At 57.6% G+C, this 22597-nt stretch carries 17 protein-coding genes and 2 pseudogenes; 13 read left to right on the forward strand and 6 right to left on the reverse strand.

All coding sequences use genetic code 11. The annotated features are described in order from the left end of the window. Positions 1 to 273 precede the first annotated feature (273 nt). The 7 genes and pseudogenes from BT119_RS12315 to BT119_RS12345 all read left to right on the forward strand — a co-directional run bounded on the left by BT119_RS12315 (position 274) and on the right by BT119_RS12345 (position 10276). Complete coding sequence (locus tag BT119_RS12315) at positions 274 to 1704, forward strand: efflux transporter outer membrane subunit (RefSeq protein ID WP_072365806.1); 1431 nt, start codon at positions 274 to 276, stop codon at positions 1702 to 1704. Then, positions 1701 to 2804 carry an efflux RND transporter periplasmic adaptor subunit gene (locus tag BT119_RS12320; RefSeq protein WP_072365808.1) on the forward strand — a complete coding sequence of 368 codons (1104 nt, stop codon included), beginning with the start codon at positions 1701 to 1703 and terminating at the stop codon, positions 2802 to 2804. The genes BT119_RS12315 and BT119_RS12320 overlap by 4 nt, the downstream gene beginning before the upstream one ends. Beyond that, on the forward strand, positions 2801 to 5833 hold the full coding sequence (locus BT119_RS12325; protein ID WP_072365811.1) for an efflux RND transporter permease subunit: 3033 nt from the start codon (positions 2801 to 2803) through the stop codon (positions 5831 to 5833). Before BT119_RS12320 ends, BT119_RS12325 begins: the two co-directional genes overlap by 4 nt. Before the next feature lie 471 nt (positions 5834 to 6304). Beyond that, positions 6305 to 7075: pseudogene (locus BT119_RS27820) on the forward strand (MCP four helix bundle domain-containing protein); the annotation flags it as partial. Positions 7076 to 7354: 279 nt separating this feature from the next. Next, positions 7355 to 7933: pseudogene (locus BT119_RS27825) on the forward strand (methyl-accepting chemotaxis protein); the annotation flags it as partial. A gap of 210 nt (positions 7934 to 8143) precedes the next feature. Continuing rightward, entirely contained in the window at positions 8144 to 8902 is a 759-nt protein-coding gene (locus BT119_RS12335; RefSeq protein ID WP_072365815.1) for an NUDIX hydrolase, read from the forward strand. A gap of 195 nt (positions 8903 to 9097) precedes the next feature. Then, entirely contained in the window at positions 9098 to 10276 is a 1179-nt protein-coding gene (locus BT119_RS12345) for a DUF2252 domain-containing protein (RefSeq protein WP_072365819.1), read from the forward strand. A gap of 124 nt (positions 10277 to 10400) precedes the next feature. On the opposite strand, the gene BT119_RS12350 is transcribed toward BT119_RS12345, so the two are convergent. Continuing rightward, positions 10401 to 10841: a tryptophan-rich sensory protein TspO gene (locus BT119_RS12350; protein WP_003371008.1), complete on the reverse strand. Its 441-nt coding sequence runs from the start codon at positions 10839 to 10841 to the stop codon at positions 10401 to 10403. Positions 10842 to 11238: 397 nt separating this feature from the next. Here BT119_RS12350 and BT119_RS12355 point away from each other — a divergent pair, with 397 nt between their 5' ends. Further along, positions 11239 to 12564 carry an NAD(P)/FAD-dependent oxidoreductase gene (locus tag BT119_RS12355; protein WP_072365821.1) on the forward strand — a complete coding sequence of 442 codons (1326 nt, stop codon included), beginning with the start codon at positions 11239 to 11241 and terminating at the stop codon, positions 12562 to 12564. 26 nt (positions 12565 to 12590) lie between these two features. On the opposite strand, the gene BT119_RS12360 is transcribed toward BT119_RS12355, so the two are convergent. Both BT119_RS12360 and BT119_RS12365 read right to left on the reverse strand, forming a co-directional pair. Beyond that, positions 12591 to 13661, reverse strand: coding sequence for an alpha/beta fold hydrolase (locus BT119_RS12360; protein ID WP_046719399.1), 1071 nt, complete (start codon positions 13659 to 13661; stop codon positions 12591 to 12593). A gap of 508 nt (positions 13662 to 14169) precedes the next feature. Next, positions 14170 to 14889, reverse strand: coding sequence for a hypothetical protein (locus tag BT119_RS12365; RefSeq protein ID WP_004417680.1), 720 nt, complete (start codon positions 14887 to 14889; stop codon positions 14170 to 14172). Between the two features lie 497 nt (positions 14890 to 15386). Between BT119_RS12365 and BT119_RS12370 the strand changes: the two genes are divergently transcribed. Both BT119_RS12370 and BT119_RS12375 read left to right on the forward strand, forming a co-directional pair. Then, on the forward strand, positions 15387 to 15851 hold the full coding sequence (locus BT119_RS12370) for a DUF3429 domain-containing protein (RefSeq protein ID WP_072365823.1): 465 nt from the start codon (positions 15387 to 15389) through the stop codon (positions 15849 to 15851). 524 nt (positions 15852 to 16375) lie between these two features. Beyond that, positions 16376 to 17212 (forward strand): PhzF family phenazine biosynthesis protein, encoded by an 837-nt coding sequence (locus BT119_RS12375; RefSeq protein ID WP_058416509.1) that lies wholly within the window; start codon positions 16376 to 16378, stop codon positions 17210 to 17212. A 205-nt stretch (positions 17213 to 17417) separates the two neighbouring features. Here the strand turns inward: BT119_RS12375 and BT119_RS12380 are convergent, their stop codons facing one another. From BT119_RS12380 to BT119_RS12390, 3 genes are all read right to left on the reverse strand, one after another. Further along, a complete protein-coding gene (locus BT119_RS12380; protein ID WP_072365826.1) occupies positions 17418 to 17945 on the reverse strand; it encodes an NUDIX hydrolase in 528 nt (175 codons plus the stop codon). A 73-nt stretch (positions 17946 to 18018) separates the two neighbouring features. After that, positions 18019 to 18489 carry an arsenate reductase ArsC gene (locus tag BT119_RS12385; RefSeq protein WP_003370975.1) on the reverse strand — a complete coding sequence of 157 codons (471 nt, stop codon included), beginning with the start codon at positions 18487 to 18489 and terminating at the stop codon, positions 18019 to 18021. Between the two features lie 90 nt (positions 18490 to 18579). Continuing rightward, positions 18580 to 19479: a LysR family transcriptional regulator gene (locus BT119_RS12390; RefSeq protein WP_175550573.1), complete on the reverse strand. Its 900-nt coding sequence runs from the start codon at positions 19477 to 19479 to the stop codon at positions 18580 to 18582. 131 nt (positions 19480 to 19610) lie between these two features. Between BT119_RS12390 and BT119_RS12395 the strand changes: the two genes are divergently transcribed. The 3 genes from BT119_RS12395 to BT119_RS12405 are packed head-to-tail and all read left to right on the forward strand — an operon-like array spanning position 19611 to position 22585. Next, complete coding sequence (locus BT119_RS12395; protein WP_003314918.1) at positions 19611 to 20903, forward strand: CitMHS family transporter; 1293 nt, start codon at positions 19611 to 19613, stop codon at positions 20901 to 20903. Next, positions 20904 to 22268, forward strand: coding sequence for an acyclic terpene utilization AtuA family protein (locus BT119_RS12400; RefSeq protein ID WP_058416507.1), 1365 nt, complete (start codon positions 20904 to 20906; stop codon positions 22266 to 22268). It abuts the gene before it with no gap. Then, positions 22265 to 22585: an AtuA-related protein gene (locus tag BT119_RS12405; RefSeq protein WP_003370969.1), complete on the forward strand. Its 321-nt coding sequence runs from the start codon at positions 22265 to 22267 to the stop codon at positions 22583 to 22585. The genes BT119_RS12400 and BT119_RS12405 overlap by 4 nt, the downstream gene beginning before the upstream one ends. Positions 22586 to 22597 lie beyond the last annotated feature (12 nt).

Raw genomic sequence — 22597 nt, forward strand, 5'->3', positions numbered from 1 at the left:
TCGATCCCTTGTTGGCACAGGTACGGATTCATTGCTACTCGCTTCGAGCAGAGCGCGATTCTGTAAGAACCTCAGGGGGATCGCCAACTTATCGCCGCCGGACTGTCCCCGTATTCCACGACAGACATCTCGCGGCCTCAGGCGTTAAATGCATGCTACGAAAGGGATTTGTGGCGCTGTAGGAAATCTCGCGACAACGCTCCTGATCGCCCGGATCCCTGCGCCGTTGCCTTATCTCCAGACAACCACTGTTCCGGAACCTTCGAGAGCTTTATGTCGATTGGCAAACCTGCTGGCCACTTCCTGTTGTCGACGTTTCTGGTGTCGCTGCTGAGCGGCTGCACGCTAGGACCGGACTACCACTTGCCTGCGGTGGCGGTTGCCAGCAAGTGGCATGCGCCACTGCCGCATGACGCGTCGATGGTCGGGCTGCAGGATTGGTGGCAACAGTTCAATGACCCTGCGCTGGCAACCCTGTTGCGTCTGGCACAGGCAGACAGCCCATCACTCGACAAGGCTCTTGCGCGCATTGCCCAGGCACGTGCGACGGTGGACGACAGCGTTGCCGACCGGCTGCCGCAAGTGAGCGGCGGTGTGAGCAAGTCACGCGCCGGCATCAGGCAGAGCGGGGTGCGCCAGAGCGGCAAGACCTCCGGCGCAACCCTCGATGCGTCCTGGGAACTGGACCTGTTCGGCAAACTGCGACGCACCGACGAGGCTTCACGCAATCTGCTCGAAGCACGTGTCAATGATTGGCATGACGCTCGCGTATCACTGGCCGCCGAGGTCGGTGATGACTTCGTGCAGTACCGCGGCTGCCAGATGCTGGTGAACGCTTACCGTGATCAGGCGCAATCCCAGGAGCAGACAGCACGTCTGACTCGCGTATCGTTTCAGGCCGGGTTTACCGCCGCCGCCGATTCATCGTTGAGCGACGCCAGTGCGGCGGCGAGCACTGCGACTCTCATCAAACAACAGAGCGAGTGCGACGTGCTGCTCAAGAGCCTGGTGGAGCTGACTGGCAGCGACGAGGAACAGATACGAGAAGTGCTCAGCCATAACCCCGCGCGACTGCCGCAGCCTGCGTTGCTGGATGTACGGGAAATACCCGCCGATCTGGTGCGCCAGCGCCCGGACCTGGCGTCCAGCGAACGCGAACTGGCCGCAGCGAATGCGAAGATTGGCGCTGCCCAGGCTGATCGTCTGCCGAGCCTGAGCCTGGTTGGCTCGTTCGAAGTGGGGACCACCACCGGAGTATTCAGCCGCGATTGGAGCCTCGGCCCGCAACTGACTGTTCCGCTGTTCGATGCAGGCAAGCGCCGGGCGGCGGTAGATTCTGCGCGGGCGGATTATGACACGGCGCTGGCGACCTACCGGCAAACCCTGCGCACAGCGGTAATGGAGGTCGAGCAGGCGCTGGTGCGCCTGGACGCGGCGCGGCGCTCGCAAGTCAGTACACAGCGGGCCAGCGACGGTTATCAAGCGTCGTTCGAGGCCACAGACCGCAACTGGCAGGCCGGTAATGCCAGCCTGCTGGACCGCGAAGAAGCTCGCCGCTCGGCGCTGTCGGCTGAAATCGAACTGATCAACGTGCAACAAAATCAGGTGCGCTACTGGATTGCCCTGTACAAGGCCCTGGGCGGTGGATGGCAGGACAGTCGCGAAGGTTTGGCCGGTGAAACACCGAAGCGGGGCGGCGCATGAGGAAGTTACGCGTGTATGGGCTGCTGGCGCTGGCGGTGTTGGGCGTCTCGGGCTGGCTATTGTCTGGCCGCGCAGAGCCGCCCCCGGCAGCCGCAGCCGCGCCGGCCACCAGCCTGACGGTCGAGGCGGTGCAACCGCGTCGCGAAGACTGGCCGCAGGAGCGGGTGGCCAGCGGTGCGCTCGCACCGTGGCAGGAAGCCGTGATCAGTGCCGAGACCGGAAGCTTGCGTATCGCCAGCCTGAAAGCTGATATCGGCGATCAGGTGAAGAAGGGCCAGGTTTTGGCGACCCTGGCCGATGACAGCGTGCTGGCCGAGGAAAACAAGCAGAAGTCGGCGGCCGCCCAGGCCTCTGCGCAACTGCAGGAAGCCCGCTCCAATGCCAGACGGGCGGCCTCGGTAGGGCAGAGCGGCGCCCTGTCCGAGCAGAAACTGGAAGAGTACCGGGTCAAGGTGCAGACCGCCGAAGCTGACCTGGCCTCGGCGAATGCCGATCTGCGCAGCATCCGGATCAAACTCACGCAGACGCGCATCGTCGCAGTGGATGACGGAATCATTTCCGGGCGCAAGGCCTTGCTTGGCGATGTGGTGTCGGCGGGCAGCGAAATGTTCAGAATGATCCGGGAGGGCCGCATCGAGTGGCAGGCGGAACTGGATGCCCAGCAACTGCCAGGCGTCAAGGCCGGGCAGCTCGCCCGTGTGAAGCTGCCCGGCGGTAATGAGGTCGAAGGGCACGTGCGGCTGGTCTCGCCAGTGCTTGACGGCAAGACCAGCAGGGCGCTGGTCTACGTATCCCTGCCGACAGGGTCGATGGCCCGCTCCGGCATGTACGCCAGCGGTCGCATCGAACTGCCGTCCAGCCCGGCGCTGACGGTTCCGGACACCAGCGTGATCCTGCGCGACGGGCGCTCCTATGTGTTTGTACTGGGCAAGGACATGCGCGTCAGCCAGCAAGTGGTAGAGATCGGACGACGTCGTGGGTCGGCGCTGGAAATCCTCGGCGGCCTGGCAGAGCAGGCACAGATCGTCCGCAGCGGTGGGGCCTTTCTCAATGACGGGGCCAGCGTGACGCTGGTCAACGCCGAGGCCCGCGCGCAATGAATATCTCCGCGTTGTCGATTCGTTACCCGGTTCCGGCGGTCATGCTGTTTTTATTGCTGACCCTGTTTGGTTTCCTCGGATTCGAGCGTCTCGGCATCCAGGACTTTCCCGACACCGATCTGCCTGCTGTGGTCATCAGTGCCTCGCTGGAAGGGGCCGCCCCCGAGCAACTGGAAACCGAAGTCGCGCGCAAGCTCGAAGACAAGCTGACCTCGCTGCGCCTGCTCAAGCATGTCACCACGCAAATTACCGAAGGCAGTGTCCTCATCAATGTGATCTTCGACATCGACAAGGATGGCAACGAAGCCCTCAACGAAGTGCGCAATGCGGTGGACAGCGCTGCGGCTGAATTGCCAGCCAACCTCGACACGCCATCGGTAACCCGCCTGACCACCAACACTACGGCGTTGCTGACCTATGTGGTCGATGCGCCACGCATGGACGAAGAAGCGTTGTCATGGTTTGTCGACAACGAGCTGAGTAAACAGCTGCTGACCGTGCGTGGGGTCGCGAAGATCAGCCGGGTGGGCGGCGTGGACCGCGAAGTCCAGGTTGACCTTGATCCGGCGCTGATGGCCGGTCTGGGTCTGAGTGTGACGGATATTGCAGATGGTTTGCGGGCGATGCAAAAAGACAATTCCGGAGGGCAGGGCGATCTGGGCAGCGGTCAACAGGCGCTGCGTGTCCTCGGCGGTATTGACGACCCCGCAGCGCTGGGCGCTATCCGCATTCCCGTCAGCGATGGACGGATGCTCGCTGTGCAGCAGTTGGCCACCGTGCGCGATACACATGCCGAGCGTACTACGCTGGCGTATCGCGATGGCAAACCGGTGATTGGCTTTCAGGTCATCCGCTCCCTGGGCTTTTCCGACGTCGGCGTGACCAGGGATTTGCGCCAGGCAGTCAGTGAGTTCGCCAGGCTGCACCCTGATGTGCGTATTGAAGAGGCGAGTAATGCCGTCGAGCCGGTGATGGAAAACTATCGTGGCTCCATGGCGCTGCTCTACGAAGGGATGTTACTGGCTGTGCTGGTGGTCTGGTGGTTCCTGCGTGACTGGCGGGCGACCGTTATCGTGGCCACGGCGCTGCCCTTGTCGATCATCCCGACCTTCGGCGTGATGTATTTTGCCGGTTTTAGCCTCAATACCGTATCGCTGCTGGCGCTGGCGCTGGTGATCGGCATTCTGGTCGACGATGCCATCGTTGAGGTCGAAAACATTGCGCGACACCTGCGCATGGGCAAAACCCCACGGCAGGCGGCAATCGAAGCGTCCGACGAGATCGGCCTTGCGGTATTGGCAACCACCGTGACCCTGGTTGCGGTATTCCTGCCGACCGCTTTCATGGGCGGGATTTCCGGCAAACTGTTTCGCCAGTTCGGTGTGACCGCCAGCGCTGCGTTGATGTTTTCGTTACTGGTCGCCCGTCTTCTGACGCCGATGATGGCTGCGCACTTTCTCAAGGCGCGATCGCATGGCGAACACGACGGCGGTTTGATGAGGCGTTACCTGGGCTGGATTCATACCAGCCTGAGCCGCCGCAAGACCACCATGGCCATTGTGGGCGCTCTATTCATCGGCTCGCTGGCGCTTATACCCTTGCTGCCGACCAGCTTTCTGCCTGCACAGGATATTGCCAGCAGCACCGTCAGCCTGGAATTGCCGCCCGGCAGCAGTCTGGCGCAGACCGGCGAGATTACCTTGCAGGCTGAGAAGCGTTTGCGTGCGATCCCTGAAGTGGCCCACGTGTTCATCGCAGCGGGCAGCGGCGATGCCGGCAGTGCAGGTAATCGCAACGCGATACTGACCGTCGATCTGCTGCCGCGAGACCAGCGCGCCCTGAGACAATCCCAGGTGGAAGCGAGCATGCGTGAAAGTCTGCGCAGTTTGCCTGGTGTGCGGGTGACGGTCGGTGGTGACGCCAGCGGCGAACGGCTGGACATCGTCCTCGCTAGCGATGATGGCGATTTACTGGAGCGTACAGCCGCCGCGCTTGAACCGCAGTTGCGCCAGATAAAGGGCATCGGCAACGTCACCTCAAGTGCTGCGGTGCAACGACCGGAAATCCAGATGCGCCCGGATGTTGTCCGCGCGGCAGAGCAGGGTGTCAGCAGTCAAGACATCGCCGACACCCTGCGCATGGCCACCTATGGTGAATACAGTTCGTCTCTGGGCAAGATCAATCTGTCCCAGCGCCAGGTCAATGTACGGGTGCGCATGCAGCCGCAAGTACGTACCGACCTGCAGAGCCTCGCTCAGTTACGGGTCACGGGGCGTGATGGCCAGATCGCACTGGCGTCGCTGGGAGAGCTCAGCATGGGCAGCGGCCCCGCGCAGATTGATCGTATCGATCGCCTACGCAATATCACCCTGTCCATCGAACTCAATGGCAGCAATCTGGGCGAAGTGATGGAACAGGCCAGGCAAACGCCGGTCATGCAGAACCTGCCAGCGCAAGTAAAACTGGTGGAGCAGGGTGAGTTGCAGTTGATGAGCGAGTTGTTTGGCAACTTCAGTCTGGCAATGGCCGTTGGCGTATTCTGTATCTACGCGGTGCTGGTGTTGCTGTTCCATGACTTCATGCAGCCGCTGACCATCCTGTCGGCGCTCCCGCTATCGCTTGGTGGCGCACTGTTGGCACTGTTGATCGGCGGGATGAGTTTTTCCATGGCGTCAGTCATCGGTCTGCTGATGCTGATGGGGATCGTCACCAAGAACTCGATCCTGCTGGTGGAGTACGCAATCATGGCTCGCCGTGCGCCGACCGTAAGCCGCTACGAAGCGTTGATCGACGCCTGCCACAAACGCGCCCGGCCAATTCTCATGACCACCATTGCAATGGGCGCGGGCATGCTGCCGACCGCACTGGGATGGGGCGGCGAATCCGGTTTCCGTCAACCGATGGCGGTGGTCGTTATCGGCGGACTGTTGGCCTCGACCGTACTAAGCCTGTTGGTAGTGCCCGTTATCTTTACTTATATAGATGATGGCCATGAGACACTTATAAAGTGGCTTCGCAGGCCTGGGTAAACAGTGTAAATGCTGCCTCGGGGCTGGCTCCCTGACCGGAATAAGCACCAGAGACTACTTCGCATTCCGACATACTTCCTCACTGGGTTCCACTGAGCGCACCCAGCGCATCAGTACCCGTTTTCATGCAGTCCCCCCTTTTTATCCAGTAACACCCCCGTGGCTATTCATAAAATCCGCTTCATGCCGATAAAGACAGGGAGCGCGAAAAGTCAAAGTGTCGTGAACAGCACTTTCCACCTCTCGCGCCCCGTAAAACTAACGGTCTTGGGCCAGATATCTACTAGGCTACGGCACGGTTAGTTTGTTGTTGGAAGCAGGTTCTGCCCTGGCACAGAGAGGGGATGGCCATTTCTGTAGTCCAACGAACCGCTTACAACAAAAGTACAAAACCACGCGTAACTACTTGCCTCTAGTGCAGTAGGGCTCTCGGACAGAAGTGACCCCTTACTTAACGATGATGGATAATCAATGAACCTGATAAATCGCACCAGTTTCGCTAAAAAACTCATGGCCGCGTTCATCGTTTGCGCCATGATCACCTTGGCTGTGGGTGGTTTGGGCATGCTCGGTATCAACCGGCTTTCCGATGCCCTTGAGCTGACGTTCTCGAATAATCTGGTTTCAGTGGCCAACACCAACGAGACGATGACCGCCCTGACCACTCATAACCGCGGGCTTTACCGTTTGCTCGACGCCAAGGACAAGGCCACGGCGGAGAAAATGCGCCAAAGTATCAATGCCGAGCTGGAGCGTGCGCAGAAAGTCTATGCCATCTACCGCGCCACCCCATTGGAAGACGATGAACGCGCAGCGGGCGACCAGTACGACGTCTTGATGTCAGCCTACATCTCTGCGTCCCAGAACATCTTTGACCTGCAGCAGGCGGGCAAACTGGAAGACGCGCGCAATCGCCTCAACGCGCTGGCGGACGGGGAGTTCAACAAGGCTCGCGGCTACCTGCAGATCATGATCGACTCCAACAAGCGCCAGATCAAAGAAGGTGCAGAGGCCGCTGACAGGCTGCAAAGCAACTCGGTATTCATGTTGACGGCGGGTATCGTCACCGCGTTTGTGGTGGCGATCATGTTGGGTATTCTGATCACTCGCATGATTACAGGACCACTGAGAAGCGCTATCGAAGTTGCACAACGTATTGCATCGGGCGACTTGACCCAAAGCGTTTCCAGCACCCGAGGCGATGAAGCGGGGCACCTGCTCAATGCGATCGGCACGATGCAGGGCAATTTGAAACGCACGATTCAGGAGATTTCCAGCGCGTCCGATCAGCTTGCCTCCGCAGCCGAAGAGCTTGGCGCGGTCACCGAAGAAAGCACACGCGGCCTTACTCGACAAAATGACGAGATTCAACAGGCTGCAACGGCGGTAAACGAAATGACGGCGGCTGTTGAAGAGGTAGCCCGCAATGCAGTGTCTACCTCGGAGGAGTCCAAAGCACTGGCAACCGACGCCGCGAACGGTCGTGGCCAGGTTGATAACACCGTCAAGGGCATCGGCACGATGGTCAGGGAGATTACCGAGTCGACAGGGTCAGTGACCACGCTTGCTGGCCACGTCCGGGATATCAGCAAAGTGCTTGAGGTCATCCGCAGCATTGCGGAACAGACCAACCTGCTCGCGCTGAACGCCGCCATCGAGGCTGCACGCGCCGGTGAACAAGGCAGAGGGTTTGCTGTGGTAGCCGACGAAGTGCGCGCTCTGGCGCACCGCACCCAGGCTTCAACGGTGGAAATCGAAGGCATGATCGGTACCGTGCAGTCCGGTGCCGACGGTGCGGTCGCTGCAATGAGCAAAAGCCTGGCGACGGCCACCAACACCCAGGAACTCGCTCAGCGTGCCGGCAGCGCCCTGGAAAAAATCACCAGCGGCGTAGGCACCATTAACGAGCGCAACATGGTGATTGCCTCGGCGTCCGAAGAACAGGCTCAGGTCGCACGCGAAGTGGATCGCAACCTGGTCAACATTCAGGAGCTGAGCGCACAGTCTGCAGCCGGCGCTAATCAGACGAGTGCATCCAGTCAGGAACTTTCACGGCTGGCGATTTCGTTCAACACGATGGTTGCGCAGTTCAAGCTTTAACGGGTTTGTGCAGGTGTATTTCCGGTCTGATCGTCTGGACCGCTTTGACCGGGAATACACACTGCTTTCTCTTGTTCTTTTCTTGTTGACGGTCGACCTTGCCAGTTTGCAGAGGCGACTCGCCTAAGAGTGTCGACCAGCCGCGAGCATTCGCAAAGCTGCTCCCGCCTCATTACAATCCCGGCAGACAGACCAATCCAAAGGTGTACATTGGAATTCACACGGGACAGATTCAACGGGATCATTGTCAACGCGTCTTCATTGCCAAATGATCCGCAAGCGTTGCAAGACGCTGTCGACGCGCTAGTTATCCTTATCGAGAATGAGCGCCTGGCGCTGGCCTGGGTCACACTGCCCATCAGCAATGCCCAGAGTATTCCGATCTTCACCGCTGCCGGGTTCTCTTTCCATAGCTGTCTGACCGATCAACTGACTCTGGTGCGGCGCCCTTTAGATCAGGTATTCGTCCCGTTCATACCCACCCATACTGTCGGAGCGGGGGCCATCGTGATTAATGACGCAGGGGAACTCCTTGTCGTGAAGGAGCGAGGCACCCAGGGGTTCAAGCTGCCGGGAGGGCACGTAGACAACGCTGAACGAATTCAGGATTCAATCGAACGCGAGGTGCTGGAGGAAACCGGGATCGAATCGAAGTTCGAATCCATTGTGGCGTTTACTACCAAACATCCCTACCAATTTGGCAAATCAAATATCCACTTCATCTGCCGAATGACGGCTCTGACGCAGCGCATAAACATCCTGGACACTGCCGAAATAGAAGAAGCCAAATGGGTAGCGTTGCAAGCCTACCTGGCAGACGACAGCAATAGCATGTCCAACCGACAGTTGCTCAAGGATGTCGCATTCAGCCAAGGTCTCGTTCCCACCGAGTATTCCGCCAATGTAGGAGCTCATAAAAAACAGGAGATTTTCACCACAACGGGTGATCAATCGGAAACGCTGCTTTAAGGTCTGTGGCAATTCATGCGGATTGAACTGCCCACGGACACCGCAAAATTAGCGCATTGCACGCGTTCCGGAATGGAGCGGGGTAGCCTGAGTTGGGCTGGGCAGTGAATGGAGACTACTGATCAAATTTGAAATATCTTGAAACATTCGTGTCACATGAAGAGTCAATGGAATAACCCTCTTCAAGGTTTTCCGATGAAAACGCCTCGCCCGAACACACGTCTCAAATCCCTCACCAATCTGCGCAATCTAAAAATGGCGCGGTCTGCGCACGCGTTCGTTCGAGGCAATACCGCCCAGTTCTATGAGTGGCTTCACAGCCAGTCGGGTAGGCGTCTGCCCAGCGGTCCGCCAGTCTGGATCTGTGGCGATTGTCACGCCGGCAATCTGGGGCCCACAGGGGATTCGAGAGGGCGCATCGACATGCATATCCGCGATCTCGATCAGGCCGTCATCGGTAATCCTGCCCATGACCTGGTGAGGCTGGGGTTGTCGTTGGCGACGGCTGCTCGTGGCTCGGACTTGCCCGGCGTTACCACGGCAAGAATGCTGGAAGAGATGATGCAGGGCTACGAAGAAGCTTTTTTGGGCGACGACGATGAAGAGCCTGATCGCCCTGCGCAAGTGAAAGCCGGAATGCGTAGCGCGGTACAACGCACGTGGAAGCACCTTGCCAAGGAGCGCTTCGAAGGTACGCAGCCGACCATTCCATTGGGTAAGCATTTCTGGCAACTGTCACGCGCGGAACGCGATGCAATCAAGGAGCTTTGTGAGACGCCGGAGATTCATGCGCTGGTGACATCGCTCAAAGGCAGGTCGCAGGATGACCGGGTGCGCTTACTCGACTCCGCCTATTGGGTAAAAGGATGCAGCTCGCTGGGGCTGCTTCGCTATGCGGTGCTGATGGGTGTTGGCGATGAAGAGGATGAAGAGTTCTGCCTGCTCGACGTCAAGGAAGCCGTCGCAGCGGCGGCCCCCCGTACGGCAAGGGCTCGCATGCCCAGAGACAATGGCAAACGGGTAGTGGAGGGCGCCCGGAATCTTTCGCCCGGCCTGGGCAGCCGAATGGTTGCCGTGCGAATGCTGGATCATTCGTTCTTCATACGTGAGCTGCTTCCTCAGGACATGAAGCTGGAACTGGATGAGCTCACCGAGCAAGAGGCCATGCAGGCCGCAGCGTATCTCGCAAAAGTGGTTGGTAACGCCCACGCCAGACAGATGGATCTGGCCACACGTGCGGCGTGGATCAGAGATCTGCAAAGCAATCGCTCCGAGACCCTGGACGCTCCCTCCTGGCTATGGTCAAGCGTCGTTCAACTGGTCGGCAGTCACGAGCAAGGCTACCTTGAGCACTGTCGGCGCTACGCGCTGTAGCGCCTTGTGAATTGAGCGGAACAGATTAACTGCCGATGCTGGCCGTCCTTGGCTTACATGAATCAGTTAATCAATATTCTGCTCAAACTCGCCGGGGAAGCATAAGGAAGTCAGCGCCAGGCACTTATCGGTTGTGGCGCAGAATGGAGAAGTTCAACGCCGCTGCCACAGAGAGCCAGACCAGGTAGGGAAACAAAATCAGCCCGGTGATGATGTCCAGTTGCAAGGCCATCACGATCATCGCGGCAACCACGACCCACAGCAGAACCAGAATCACCATCGCAGCAACCAGACGGTTCGCGCCAAAAAACACCGGCGTCCACAACGTGTTAAGCGCTATTTGAGCGGCCCACAAGGCCAGCACGATCTCGCTGCCGGGGATCAGCGTCAAGCGATAGCCCGCCCAGGCGAGAAGCAGATAAATCGTCGTCCACGCCACCGGAAACGCCCAGTCAGGTGGGGTGAAGCTCGGTTTCTTAAGAGATTCGTACCATGCTCCTGGCTTGAAGATGATGCCGGTTGCTCCGGCGGCGCAGCAGGCTAGAAGGAAAATGAAGAAGGTCATGAGTTGTCCTGGGTCGAGGGCTTATGAGGCTGATCGGTGGTAGCGATACCCAGGTTGGACGCCTTTGTGTTGAAAAGGTCCGTTTTTTTGATGTGAGGGTCAGAGCGAAGAAGAGAGGCGTGCCCTCTGCTTGACGCCTTGGAAAGCGCTGTTGCCGAATTGTAAAGCCCACCTCGGCGCCTCGATAAAGTCTGCCGAAGCGTGCCGTTTAAACGGTGGTTTCTACCAGGTAGCCCCGCGTTTAAGCGCTTATTGACGGCCTTATGGTGGTGTAATAAACCCTTGATGGCCAGATGCTCGTCAGACCACGGTGGTCTGCGCTTTATCGGAGGACTGGCTGGACGGGTCGGGCTTTAGCAACAGGTCACTCTTCTGAACTCATGTGGATAACCAGAACATGCCAGCACCTTTAACTCCCGTGCATACCTCTGCAGATCTGCCGGCGGAGGCCGATGTGGTTGTGATCGGCGGCGGTATCATAGGCGCGTTTACCGCCTATTACCTTGCCAAGCGCGGCATGAAGGTCGCGCTGGTCGAAAAGGGCCGCATAGGCGCCGAGCAGTCAAGCCGTAACTGGGGCTGGTGCCGTCAGCAGAATCGCGATGCGCGTGAATTACCGATGGCCACCAAAAGCCTGGAACTGTGGGAGCAATTCGCCGAGCAATCCGGTGAACAGACCGGCTTTACGCGGTGCGGCTTGCTCTACCTGAGCAACAACGACCAGGAGCTGGAAGGGTGGGCGCGCTGGGGCGAGTTTGCGCGTACCGTCAACGTGCAGACCCAGATGCTTACCGCCGAGCAGGCCGCCGAACGGGGCAGGGCGACGGGCAAGCCTTGGAAAGGCGGGGTGTTTGCGCCCACCGATGGCATTGCCGATCCGTCCCGCGCAGCCCCCGCAGTCGCGCGCGCGATCATGGCACTGGGCAGTAGCGTGCATCAGGACTGCGCCGTGCGGGGCGTCGAGACCGAAGGCGGTCGCTTGTCGGCAGTCGTCACCGAAAAAGGCACCATCCGCACCCGGCTCGCGGTGCTTGCCGCAGGCGCCTGGGCATCTTCGTTCTGTCGCCAGTATGGTATTCGCTTCCCGCAAGCGACGATTCGTCAGACCGTACTTTCGGTCACCGCACCGAGCCAGGAAATTCCCAGTGCGCTGCATACCACCGGCGCGTCCATGACCCGCCGCTTTGATGGCAGTTACACGCTGGCGATCAGTGGCCGGGGGCGAGTCGATGTCACGCCGCAGTTGCTGAGGTTCTCTACACAATTCCTGCCAATGTTTCAGCGCCGCTGGCGCAACCTTGCGCCTGGTGGGCTGGAAGGCTGGCAAGCAGGCCACGAAAGCTTGAAGCGCTGGCGCCTGGACCAGCCCACGCCGATGGAGAGAATGCGCATTCTCGATCCAAGCGCTGACGCCTCCGCGGTTGCGCTGACTTACAAGCGCGCGGTGGAACTGGTGCCGGCACTGCAGGGTACGTCGATCAAGGCGTCATGGGCCGGTTACGTGGACAGTACACCGGACGGCGTTCCCGGTATCGGCGAAATGTCCAGCCTGCCTGGGTTAGTGATTGCGGCCGGGTTCAGCGGGCATGGCTTTGGTATTGGCCCGGGCGCGGGTCATCTCATTGCCGATATTGTCAGCGGTGTGAGCCCCATTGTTGATCCGCGTCCTTATCATCCGGACCGCTTTCAAACGTCCGCCTGGGGCAAGGTGGCGGACTTTTGAGCTGAAGCTGGGGCGAGGAGGTGGATTTATTTCACCTTTTCAGTCTCGCGCATAAACTGCCCGAGCTCCTTGCTATAAAACTTCGCCATGCTCGTGGTGCCGTGACCACGGGTGTCTGCACTGGCGGGGATAAGTAATAGCCGTGCGTGCTTGAGTTCTTTCATCGAGGCCTGCATCAGGCCTGTTTCCGGTGGGATGCGCTCATCGTCCGCTGAATTGATGGCCAGCACCGGTGCCTGGATTTTCTTCAGACCGGGGGCTGCGTTGAAGTCGGCGGAAGATTGCCATTGGTAGATAAAGTCATTGGCGTCGGCGGTTTGTGCAGCGCTGAGGCGTTCATCCACCAGTTTGTCGGCCTGAGCGCGGGTCGGGGCAGCCGCCTGATACGCCAGAGTACCGCCACTGGTAGCGATGCTGAACATCGCGTTGGCCAAGCGTAGGGACGGCGGTTGCGCGCTGTAGTTGCCGTTGTTCCAGGCCGGGTCTTGCTTGATTGACTCGACCAGCAAGCGGCGCATCATCCAGTTGCGGGATGACATTTCGGTGGGTTGAGACGCCATGGGCACCAGCGCATCCATCATCTGCGGCCAGTTCTGGCCCCACATCCAGGTTTGCATGCCGCCCATGGAGTTACCGATGATCAGCCTCAGGTGCTTGATACCCAGGCCTTCGGTGACCAAGCGATACTGGGCTTGAACCATGTCGTCGTAGTTGTACGCCGGAAACCGAGTGCGCAAGCCGTCCGATGGTTTGCTTGACTGGCCTACGCCAATGCCATCGGTGGAAATGATGTAGTACTTGCTTGCATCCAGCGGCTGACCAGGGCCGAACAACTCCCCGCCAAAATCCTTGCTCAGCATATCGCTGCCTGGCCGATAGGTGCCGTGCAGAAAGAGGATGGCGGGATTTTTGGGATTGCCAAGGGTGATGTAGTGCAGTTTGAGGTTGGCGAGTTTCTCACCGGTATGGAAGGTGAACTGCGGTGCAACCCAGTCGCCGTCGGTTGCGGCGGGTAAGGGTGCGGCATTGACGGCGGAGGCCAGTAACGCTACAGAAAACAACAGCCCGATCGCGGGACGTGAAATGAATCTATGCATGATTGTGTCCTATTATTTTTGTTTTAGGAGGTCCTGCGCTCCGATGCTTGCAGGAGATTAATTACTTGGCGCGCATTTCGCTGGGCCTTGGGATGGTGCCACCGCGGCGCAATGTCCCCGGTGTCAATACAGGGGATCTTGGTTCCCGTCCCGTTCTGTATTTTTTTCAGGGCGTCATGGATGTCGAAAAGATCATCTTCCAACGATCAGATAATGTTAAGTTAATTTTTATATAACATTACTTAACACCTTGGCGCAGCTTTATTTTGAAGAGCAGGCTTGAAAAAAAGCGAGGGAGCGCGTTAGCGAGGGAGCGGTGGAGGGGGGGGGTGAGTGAGTTGCGCCCGTAAGAGGGTTGACTGGGCCAAAAGCCCAGTCAGCCCAGTCGAAGCGATGAAAACGCAGCTGGAAATCTCAAACGGTTTGGCCGGAAGCAATGACCTTGCTCGGAATTTCGCCAGGACGTCAAATGCAATGGCTAAGGAAAATTAACCAGTAATGGTTTTCGTTAGTTATCCTCGCCAGCGATCACGATATGGCTATGTTCATCAGCATCATTGATTCTGCTAGAGCCTCTTCCAGTCAGATCAAACGAGATTACCAAGCCTGGCCGCATGTCTTTTGGTCCGTCAGTCTTGCTGTTGCTGAAATGGCCGGCACCGCCCCATACGATACTTTTGTTCGCGCAGACAGCGGAGGCCTCTCTTGTAGCCGCCGCATCCCACGCTACATTCAAAGCTAGCCTCTTTTTCATGTACAAAATTTTTTGCATCGGCGTTTTAGGCTGATCTATCGCCATTTTTCTATCAATTCCAGAAACATAAATCCCTGCACGATGAGCACTGCACAGCGCCTCAGAAACCTTGTCTAGCCAAGCGTCTCCGTGTCGACCCCATGATGCTTCCAGAAAGTGTTTGACAGCGCTTTTTCCATCGCTCAATGCTTCTCTGAACGCGGCGCCATCGGAGTGCTTTACAAACTCTACCGCCAGGTGGTCGACGCCTGCATTTTTAAGTTTTGCAGCGGACTCGGTTATTAGTTTAGGTATGAAAAGCTTACCGTGCTCATCACCAATGTACACAAGGTTGTTGTCACTGGCTGCGCCTACTAGCGTATCAACGGGCCCACCCCTTGGAGGCCTGACATTTATACTGGGGTTGATACCTGCCGATGAGCTGCCTGAACTGACATAGCTGGTCGGGCTGGATGATGAAATTCTATTTAGCATATTATGTCCTTCGTTGTTCGAATTACGTTAGCTGGGAGTGTCGCTACCACATCGAATGTCACGCACCAAAGGGTTCCAGACATCACCGTCGTTTAAGTGGCTCATACTGGCTTGTCAGTTCCCTGATATCTGAAGGCCATAAGATTTGCTTTATTGCGCACGTGAAAGAGCAACGATGGTGGCGCGCAACGACGGGCAAAAGCACGGAAAGCAGGGCTTTTTCTGCTGCCAGGGCTCATGAGATGACTCCGTCAGCAAGTAGCAAACTGATTGCACGCCTTGAAGATCAACGCTGGGGTTTGATCTGGATAGGCCGGGCAGGGGGGCGATGCGGGATATCGTTCAATTTACTCAAATGGTCACTGCTCTCGGCTCAATCACGATATGGGGTTACCCTTAAGGCCGGGTAATGAGGCGGAGCCCACCTGCCGTTAATGCCTCGCTCAAGCGGGGCTTTTGGGCCTACAGTCTTGAGTGTCTCACTGCAAGGAATACACATGAACGCGTTGCCTTCAACCTCTCTGCCAAAGCCCATCAGCATGCTGGGTTATGGCGGTCTTTTGCCGTTTATTTCTCTGGCGCTGCTGATCCCGTTCTCTGGCGACTATCGGCCGCTGTTTGCGATTGCGCTTGTTAACTATGGAGCCGTCATCCTGAGCTTCGTCGGCGCCTTGCACTGGGGCTTCGCCATGACCGCGCAAGACATGAAAGCCGAGCAGCGCAGCGGCCGGTTCATCTGGAGTGTCATCCCTGCACTTATTGCCTGGATTGCCACGTTACTGCCAATGCCATTGGGTTGCTTGCTGTTGGTCATCGGCTTTGTTGTCCACTTTTGGCAGGACAGACTGCTCTTGCGGGTTATAAGCTTGCCCGGCTGGTACCTTCCTATGCGATTACGGCTTACCGCTGTGGTTAGCATCTGCCTGCTGCTTGCAGCGATGGTTGAGGCGCTTCATTTATGAAGCCTCTCACAATCAAATGTTGGCCGTGGAAGGTTCGCCGATGCAGCGTCAGCAAGCACAGAGGGAGGTCGAGGCATCGGGGTTCATGAAAGGGAGGTAAGGATTGGTGAAAGCGGCTACACATATACAGACATAGAAACACACATAATTTAACATAATATACATTATGCGTAACAAGATGTTACGCGATCTTGGCCAGTAGTGCCGAGCGCATTTCCGCAGGAAAAGGCTCCTGTCGACACATGCCAATCAGCCTCGAATCAATCCTGAGTGAAACCGCCACGCACATTGATCTATCACGAAGCTAAAAACACTGAGCCCGGCGCTGTATCGAGTTGCTTTATCCGTGACTCGATGACTCGGTTGTACCCATTAACAACAATGGGGTCGAGAACCAGATCCAATCATGGGCTCCTGGACTCAAGAACTGGCTCTTCGCCGGGTCGTTCGTGAGGCTATGTGGACACTATCCTGCGATGTATTTAGGGTTACCTTTCCCACGGAACCCGACCGACGAGCGCTTTATGCCCAATACACTGAGTTTTCACCAGGTTGATGTATTCGCCAGTAAGCCCCTGGAAGGCAATGCCCTGGCAGTCGTAAGCGACGCTGATGATCTGACCACCGAACAAATGGCCGCGTTCGCACGTTGGACAAACCTTAGCGAGACGACATTTCTCATGCGTCCTACCCATCCTGATGCGGATTATCGTGTACGTATCTTTACTCCAATCCGTGAACTTCCTTTCGCTGGCCACCCTACTTTAGGCAGCTGTTACGTGTGGTTGGGGGATCATGGTTTTTCGCAAAGTAAAGAAGTCGTTCAGGAGTGTGATGCAGGTTTAGTTCACATCCGCCGCGACGGCCCTCGTTTGTCTTTCGCGGCACCACCGTTGCTACGTGGAGGCGCGGTTGAAGACGATGTTTTGCACAGCATCATCGATGGATTGGGTGTTGCACCTGACCGTATTATTGCGAGCCAATGGGCAGACAACGGCCCGGGTTGGGTTGTGGTAATGCTGCGCACGCGTGAAGAATTGTTGGCAATACATCCAGACTATGCAGCACTGAATGGGTTAAACGTAGGGGCCTTTGCGCCTTGGGTCGGGCGAGATGCAGAAGCTGATGTCGAAGTTCGAGCCTTCATTAGTAACAGGTCTGCAGAAGACCCTGTTACTGGCAGTCTTAATGCCAGCCTTGCCCAATGGCTAATACCCGCCGGGCTAATGCCAAAACGATATACCGTCAGCCAAGGTACGGCGTTGGGACGTCGCGGACGAATTCAGGTAGAACAGATCGGTGAAGGCATCTGGGTTGGTGGTGAGGTTCAAAAATGCATTACCGGCCAAGTCTATTTTTAGCAGATGATTAAAAATCAGGTTGAGTCAGCGAGCTTTTGATGACGATCTACCAATTAACGTGAGACTCATATTCGCCTGCAGAACAACCGCCCTCGCCCAACCTTAAAGTCCCTGAGATTAATAACTCAACTAAACAGTCATTTAGTTGAGTTATTAATCACCCTCCACAAGCGCCCCTCCTGCACTTGACCCGGACATAAAATAATCACCGGTTGGCGACCAACTCCGAGGCGACTTTTCTCAGCATTAAGGTCTCGCGTTGTATGGACTGCCCCATCGAAGACTCCTGACGCTGCATAACAGCCTCATTATGAGCGATGGCTTCAGTTACGCTGATCCAGGCGGGCCGCATGCCATTGGCTATTTCATGGCTTTCCATTCTAACGGGCTCTAATTGGTGCGCGACTTCGCACAGATAAAAATGTGAGGTCATGTGCATCAGATCATACTGGGGCTTCCAATAGGGCCGGTATTCTTCGATATAACCATAATGCTGGAGCACCTGAATTTCGCGAGCGCCCGTCTCTTCTTCAAGTTCACGCTTCAACCCTGTAACAACGTCCTCGTCTGCATCAAGGCCGCCTCCAGGAAAGCTGAAGTCGTTATAGCGTTCAGTGAACAGTAAAAGTATTTTCTCATCCCTCAATACGATGCCGCGTGCCGCATGGCGTCTGAATATTCTGCCCTGTGTGGACTTCAGTTCGGGATGAATGATTTCGGTAATGAGCTGCATGGGGTATTCATTTCAAGTGAGCTGGAGAATTCGAAGCAGTTGTCAGCCTAGTCGTAGCAACCTTTATCGCTCTTCAAAGCGAACCTATACGATCAAGTTCGGCCTTGAGCTGGTCGGTGCTGATGGCCTCCAGTGGCAACGCAAGAAACGCTGTCACACGCTCGCGAATTTTGGCGAGTGTGCTTTCAAACGCTGCGGTGATCTGCGCTTCCGACCCGGAGACTTCGGAAGGATCAGCCAGCCCCCAATGCGCCTTCAGGGCAGGCCCGAAGAAGATCGGGCAAGTTTCACCTGCAGCCCTGTCACAGACGGTGATCACGATATCTGGAGGCGAGCCTTCAAAAACGTCCGAAGCCTTGCTGCTAAGGCCTGCGGTGGAAATACCTGCTGCTTCCAGGGTTCGCAAAGCCTGTTGATTTACCTGGCCACTGGGAAAACTGCCCGAGCTGACTGCCTCCAGACCTGGATGCGCCAGATGGTTGAAAAGCGCCTCAGACAGAATGCTGCGGCAGCTGTTGTGGGTGCACATGAACAATACTTTCATCGTTGCATACCTTGAGTCAGAAACCGGGACGCAATGCCGAGACACCCGTCTTTCTTCTATCCCATCCTATTCCATTCGTATAACAGGAAATCAATGGCTGGGATCGCCGAGCGTGCGCAGATCCTCCAGCAACCGAACAAATTCGACAACAGCTGGGGCCATTGTGTGCTCCGTACGGGTAATGAGCCCGATTTGCCGAACAACACCCGGATGATCAACTGGCACCTTGCTCAGGTCTCCCCGCCCATCGTCCGCTGACTCCGGAAGAAGCGTAACGCCCTGCCCCTGCCTGACCAACGCCAGCACGGTAGACATGTAATTGGCTTCCAGCCCCGCAGATAAAGGCAGTTGCTCGTCAGCAAACACTCGCTCGACCAAATCGCGAACGCTGCTTTCCCTGCCGGTAAGAACGATCGGAAAAACAGCTATCTCGTCCAGTCTCACTGTCGGACACTTTGCCAGTGGATGGTCTTTTGGGGCGAACAGGCACAACCGGTCTTCCAATATCGCGTTGAACTCCAGCCCATGAGTGGGCCGAGCCTGTACGCCTAATCCGAAATCCACTTCGCGCTCCATGACAAGCGTGTCGATGCGTTGCGCGACGACATCTCGCAGTCTGACCTCGACACCGGGAAACCGCTCGCGGAACGTCTTCAACACGACAGGCAGTACACCGGAACACAGCGATGGCAAGGCGGCGATGGTGATCAAGCCGCGTCGTGAGGCTGCAATATCCCGCGCAGCAGTAACGATGTTGTCCAGATCCAACAGCAGTTTTTCCATGGGTAAACGCGCATTTTGCCCGGCGCCGGTCAAGCAGACATGACGCGGGCTTCGTTCCAGCAAGGCAACGCCAAGCCAATCTTCCAGTTGCTGGATTTGTACGGTCAGTGCAGACGGCGACAAGTTGAGAGCAGCTGCGGCCTTGGAAAAACTGCCGGTCTGAGCGACTGACAGAAAGGCGCGGATGTGCTGGATCGAATTCTTCATTTTGTTTTTCCGAACAAGACCCACTGAATATTTCAATTCACAGAGCATAGCGTCGTTGTTATTACTCTTGCAAAACAACAAGAGGGTGTCTCGTCGCTGCCGCGCACAGGGATGCCAAAGAGGATCTGCCCATGCTCGCCACACTCGGTGTGATAACCATCCTTGCCATGCTCGTCAGTATTATGAGCAAACGCATATCTCCCCTGGTTGCATTGATCGCCCTCCCGATCATCGCCGCCCTCCTCGCTGGTTTTGGTCTGCAAACCAGTGGTTTCATCATCACAGGCATCAAGAACGTTGCGCCTGTAGTCGGGATGTTTGTATTCGCCATCCTCTTCTTCGGCATCATGACGGATGCCGGCATGCTCGATCCGATCATCGATCGCATCCTCAAACGGGTCGGTACACGGCCGACCCGCATCGTCATGGGCACCGCACTGCTGGCGCTGTTGGTGCATCTGGACGGCTCCGGCGCGGTGACCTTTCTCGTGACCATTCCGGCAATGCTGCCGTTGTATACGCGGCTGGGCATGGATAAACGCATACTGGCCTGCGTCACGGCGATGGCTGCGGGTGTCAACTTCCTGCCCTGGACGGGTCCGGTGTTGCGCTCCTCCGCAGCCCTTCACGTGCCGGTTTCGGATCTGTTTCAGCCGCTCATTCCGGTGCAGATCGTCGGACTGATCTTCGTCTTCACCTGCGCGTTCTTCCTGGGACGGCGTGAAGAGCGACGCCTGGGCCTGGGTCCTGACAATCTCGATGTAAAACCCCACCAACGCGTGCTCAGTGATGCCGAGCGTGAACTGCGCAAGCCTCGGTTGTTCTGGGTCAACCTGCTGCTGACGCTGGTGGTGATGGGCGTAATGATCGCGGGGGTTGTCGATCCGGTGGTGATGTTCATGCTCGGCACGGTGATTGCCTTGTGCATCAACTATCCTGCCGTGGACGCACAACGGGCACGCATCGACGCACACGCCAAAACGGCCCTGACCATGGCCAGTATTCTGCTTGCTGCCGGGGTATTCACAGGCATCATGCAGGGCACCGGGATGCTGAAGGCCATGGCAGAAGTGGCCGTAGGCCAGATCCCGGCCGGGCACGGCAAGCTGATCCCGGTCGTCGTAGGCTTTCTATCCATGCCCTTGAGCCTGCTCTTCGATCCGGACTCCTTCTACTTTGGCATCATGCCCGTGGTCGCCGAGGTCGGCAAAGCGCTCGGCGTTGACCCGATGCAGGTCGCGCAGGCGTCGCTGCTTGGCGTGCATACCACCGGCTTCCCGGTCAGCCCGTTGACGCCAGCGACCTTTCTGCTGGTCGGCCTGTGCAAGATCGAACTGGCTGACCACCAGCGTTTCACTATCCCTTTCCTGTTTGCGGCCTCGGTCATCATGACCCTGACCGCTATGGTCATAGGGGTTTTCTGAATGAAAACAATACGGATTGGTTCAGGAGCTGGTTATTCCGGCGACCGCATCGAGCCGGCGATCGAGCTGGCCGAGCATGGGCAACTGGATTACCTGGTATTTGAATGCCTCGCAGAACGTACCATTGCACTGGCACAGCAGTCGCGTCTGGCAGACCCATCAGCAGGCTACGATCCATTGCTGAGCGAGCGCATGCGCCGGGTCTTGCCTTTTGTGGGCAACGGCGTTGACGGTACGCGCCGCCGCTTGCGAATCATCACCAACATGGGCGCTGCAAATCCGCTTGGCGCCGCTAGTGAAATACGCCGGATAGCGGCAGAACTGGGCTTGAACGGCTTGAAAGTCGCAGCCCTGACAGGCGATGACGTGCTCACAGCCCTGCTGCAACAGCCCGATCAAACCCTCGACAACGGCAGGTCTCTGCGATCCCTCGGCGACAGGCTCATCTCGGCCAATGCCTATCTGGGCGCGGAAGGAATCATCCAGGCCTTGCGCGCCGATGCTGACGTGATCGTTACCGGAAGGGTCGCTGATCCCTCACTGTTTCTCGCACCGCAAATGTTCGAGTTCGGCTGGGCCGAGGACGCATGGGCATTGCTGGGCCGCGGAACCCTGGTCGGGCATTTGCTCGAATGTGCCGGCCAGGTCAGCGGCGGCTATTTCGCGGATCCTGGTGTTAAAGACGTCCCAGACCTCGACCGTCTGGGCTTCCCGCTGGCCGAGATAGATGCGGCAGGCAACGCCGTCATCAGCAAAGTGGCAGGCTCCGGTGGCCGCATTGATACCGCCACCTGCACCGAGCAAATGTTGTACGAAGTGCATGACCCTGCCGCCTATCTGACGCCGGATGTCAGCGCGGATTTTACCGATGCGGCCTTCGAATCCGTCGCCAGAGACGAAGTGCGCGTTCAGGGGGCGGACGGACACGCACGTCCCGCGACGCTGAAGGTGTCAGTAGGTTTTCTGGATGGCTGGATCGGCGAAGGACAAATGTCCTACGGCGGCCCCGGCGCGCTGGCTCGCGGACAATTGGCGAAGGACATCGTACTCAAACGCCTGGCCCTGACAGGCGTGGTATGTGAGGACATTCGAGCCGAACTGATCGGCGTTAACGCCTTGCATGGAAGTCACCTGGGAGCGCGCGCCGAGGGCGAGCCCTGGGAAGTACGCCTCCGGGTGGCCGCGCGTTGCGTGGACAAAAACGATGCAATACGCGTCGGCAATGAGGTGGAAACCCTCTACACCAACGGCCCGTACGGCGGCGGCGGTGCGAGCAAGTCAGTCCGCCAGGTAGTCGCGGTGGCGTCTTTGTTTGTGCCGAGAGACCAGGTCAACCTGCACGTGCATCTGGAGGATCTGGCATGAACACCACCAAATTGCGGGACATCGCTCATACACGTACCGGTGACAAGGGTGACGTCTCCAATATCTCCATCGTTGCCTTTCGCATCGACGATTATCCACGTCTGGCTGAGCTGCTGACGGTGGAACGGGTCACTGAACACTTTGCCGAACTGCTGGATGCAAATGGACCACCCGTACGGCGCTACGAACTGCCACGTGTTGGTGCGCTCAACTTCGTCCTGCCCGGCATCCTGCGTGGCGGGGTCACGCGGTCACTGGCGCTCGATGCCCACGGCAAGGCTCTGGGGGCCGCACTGCTCGATCTGGCCCTGGAATGACGAGCGGCTTAG

The organism is Pseudomonas sp. NFACC10-1 (assembly GCF_900119195.1).
Lineage (GTDB): Bacteria > Pseudomonadota > Gammaproteobacteria > Pseudomonadales > Pseudomonadaceae > Aquipseudomonas > Aquipseudomonas cerasi.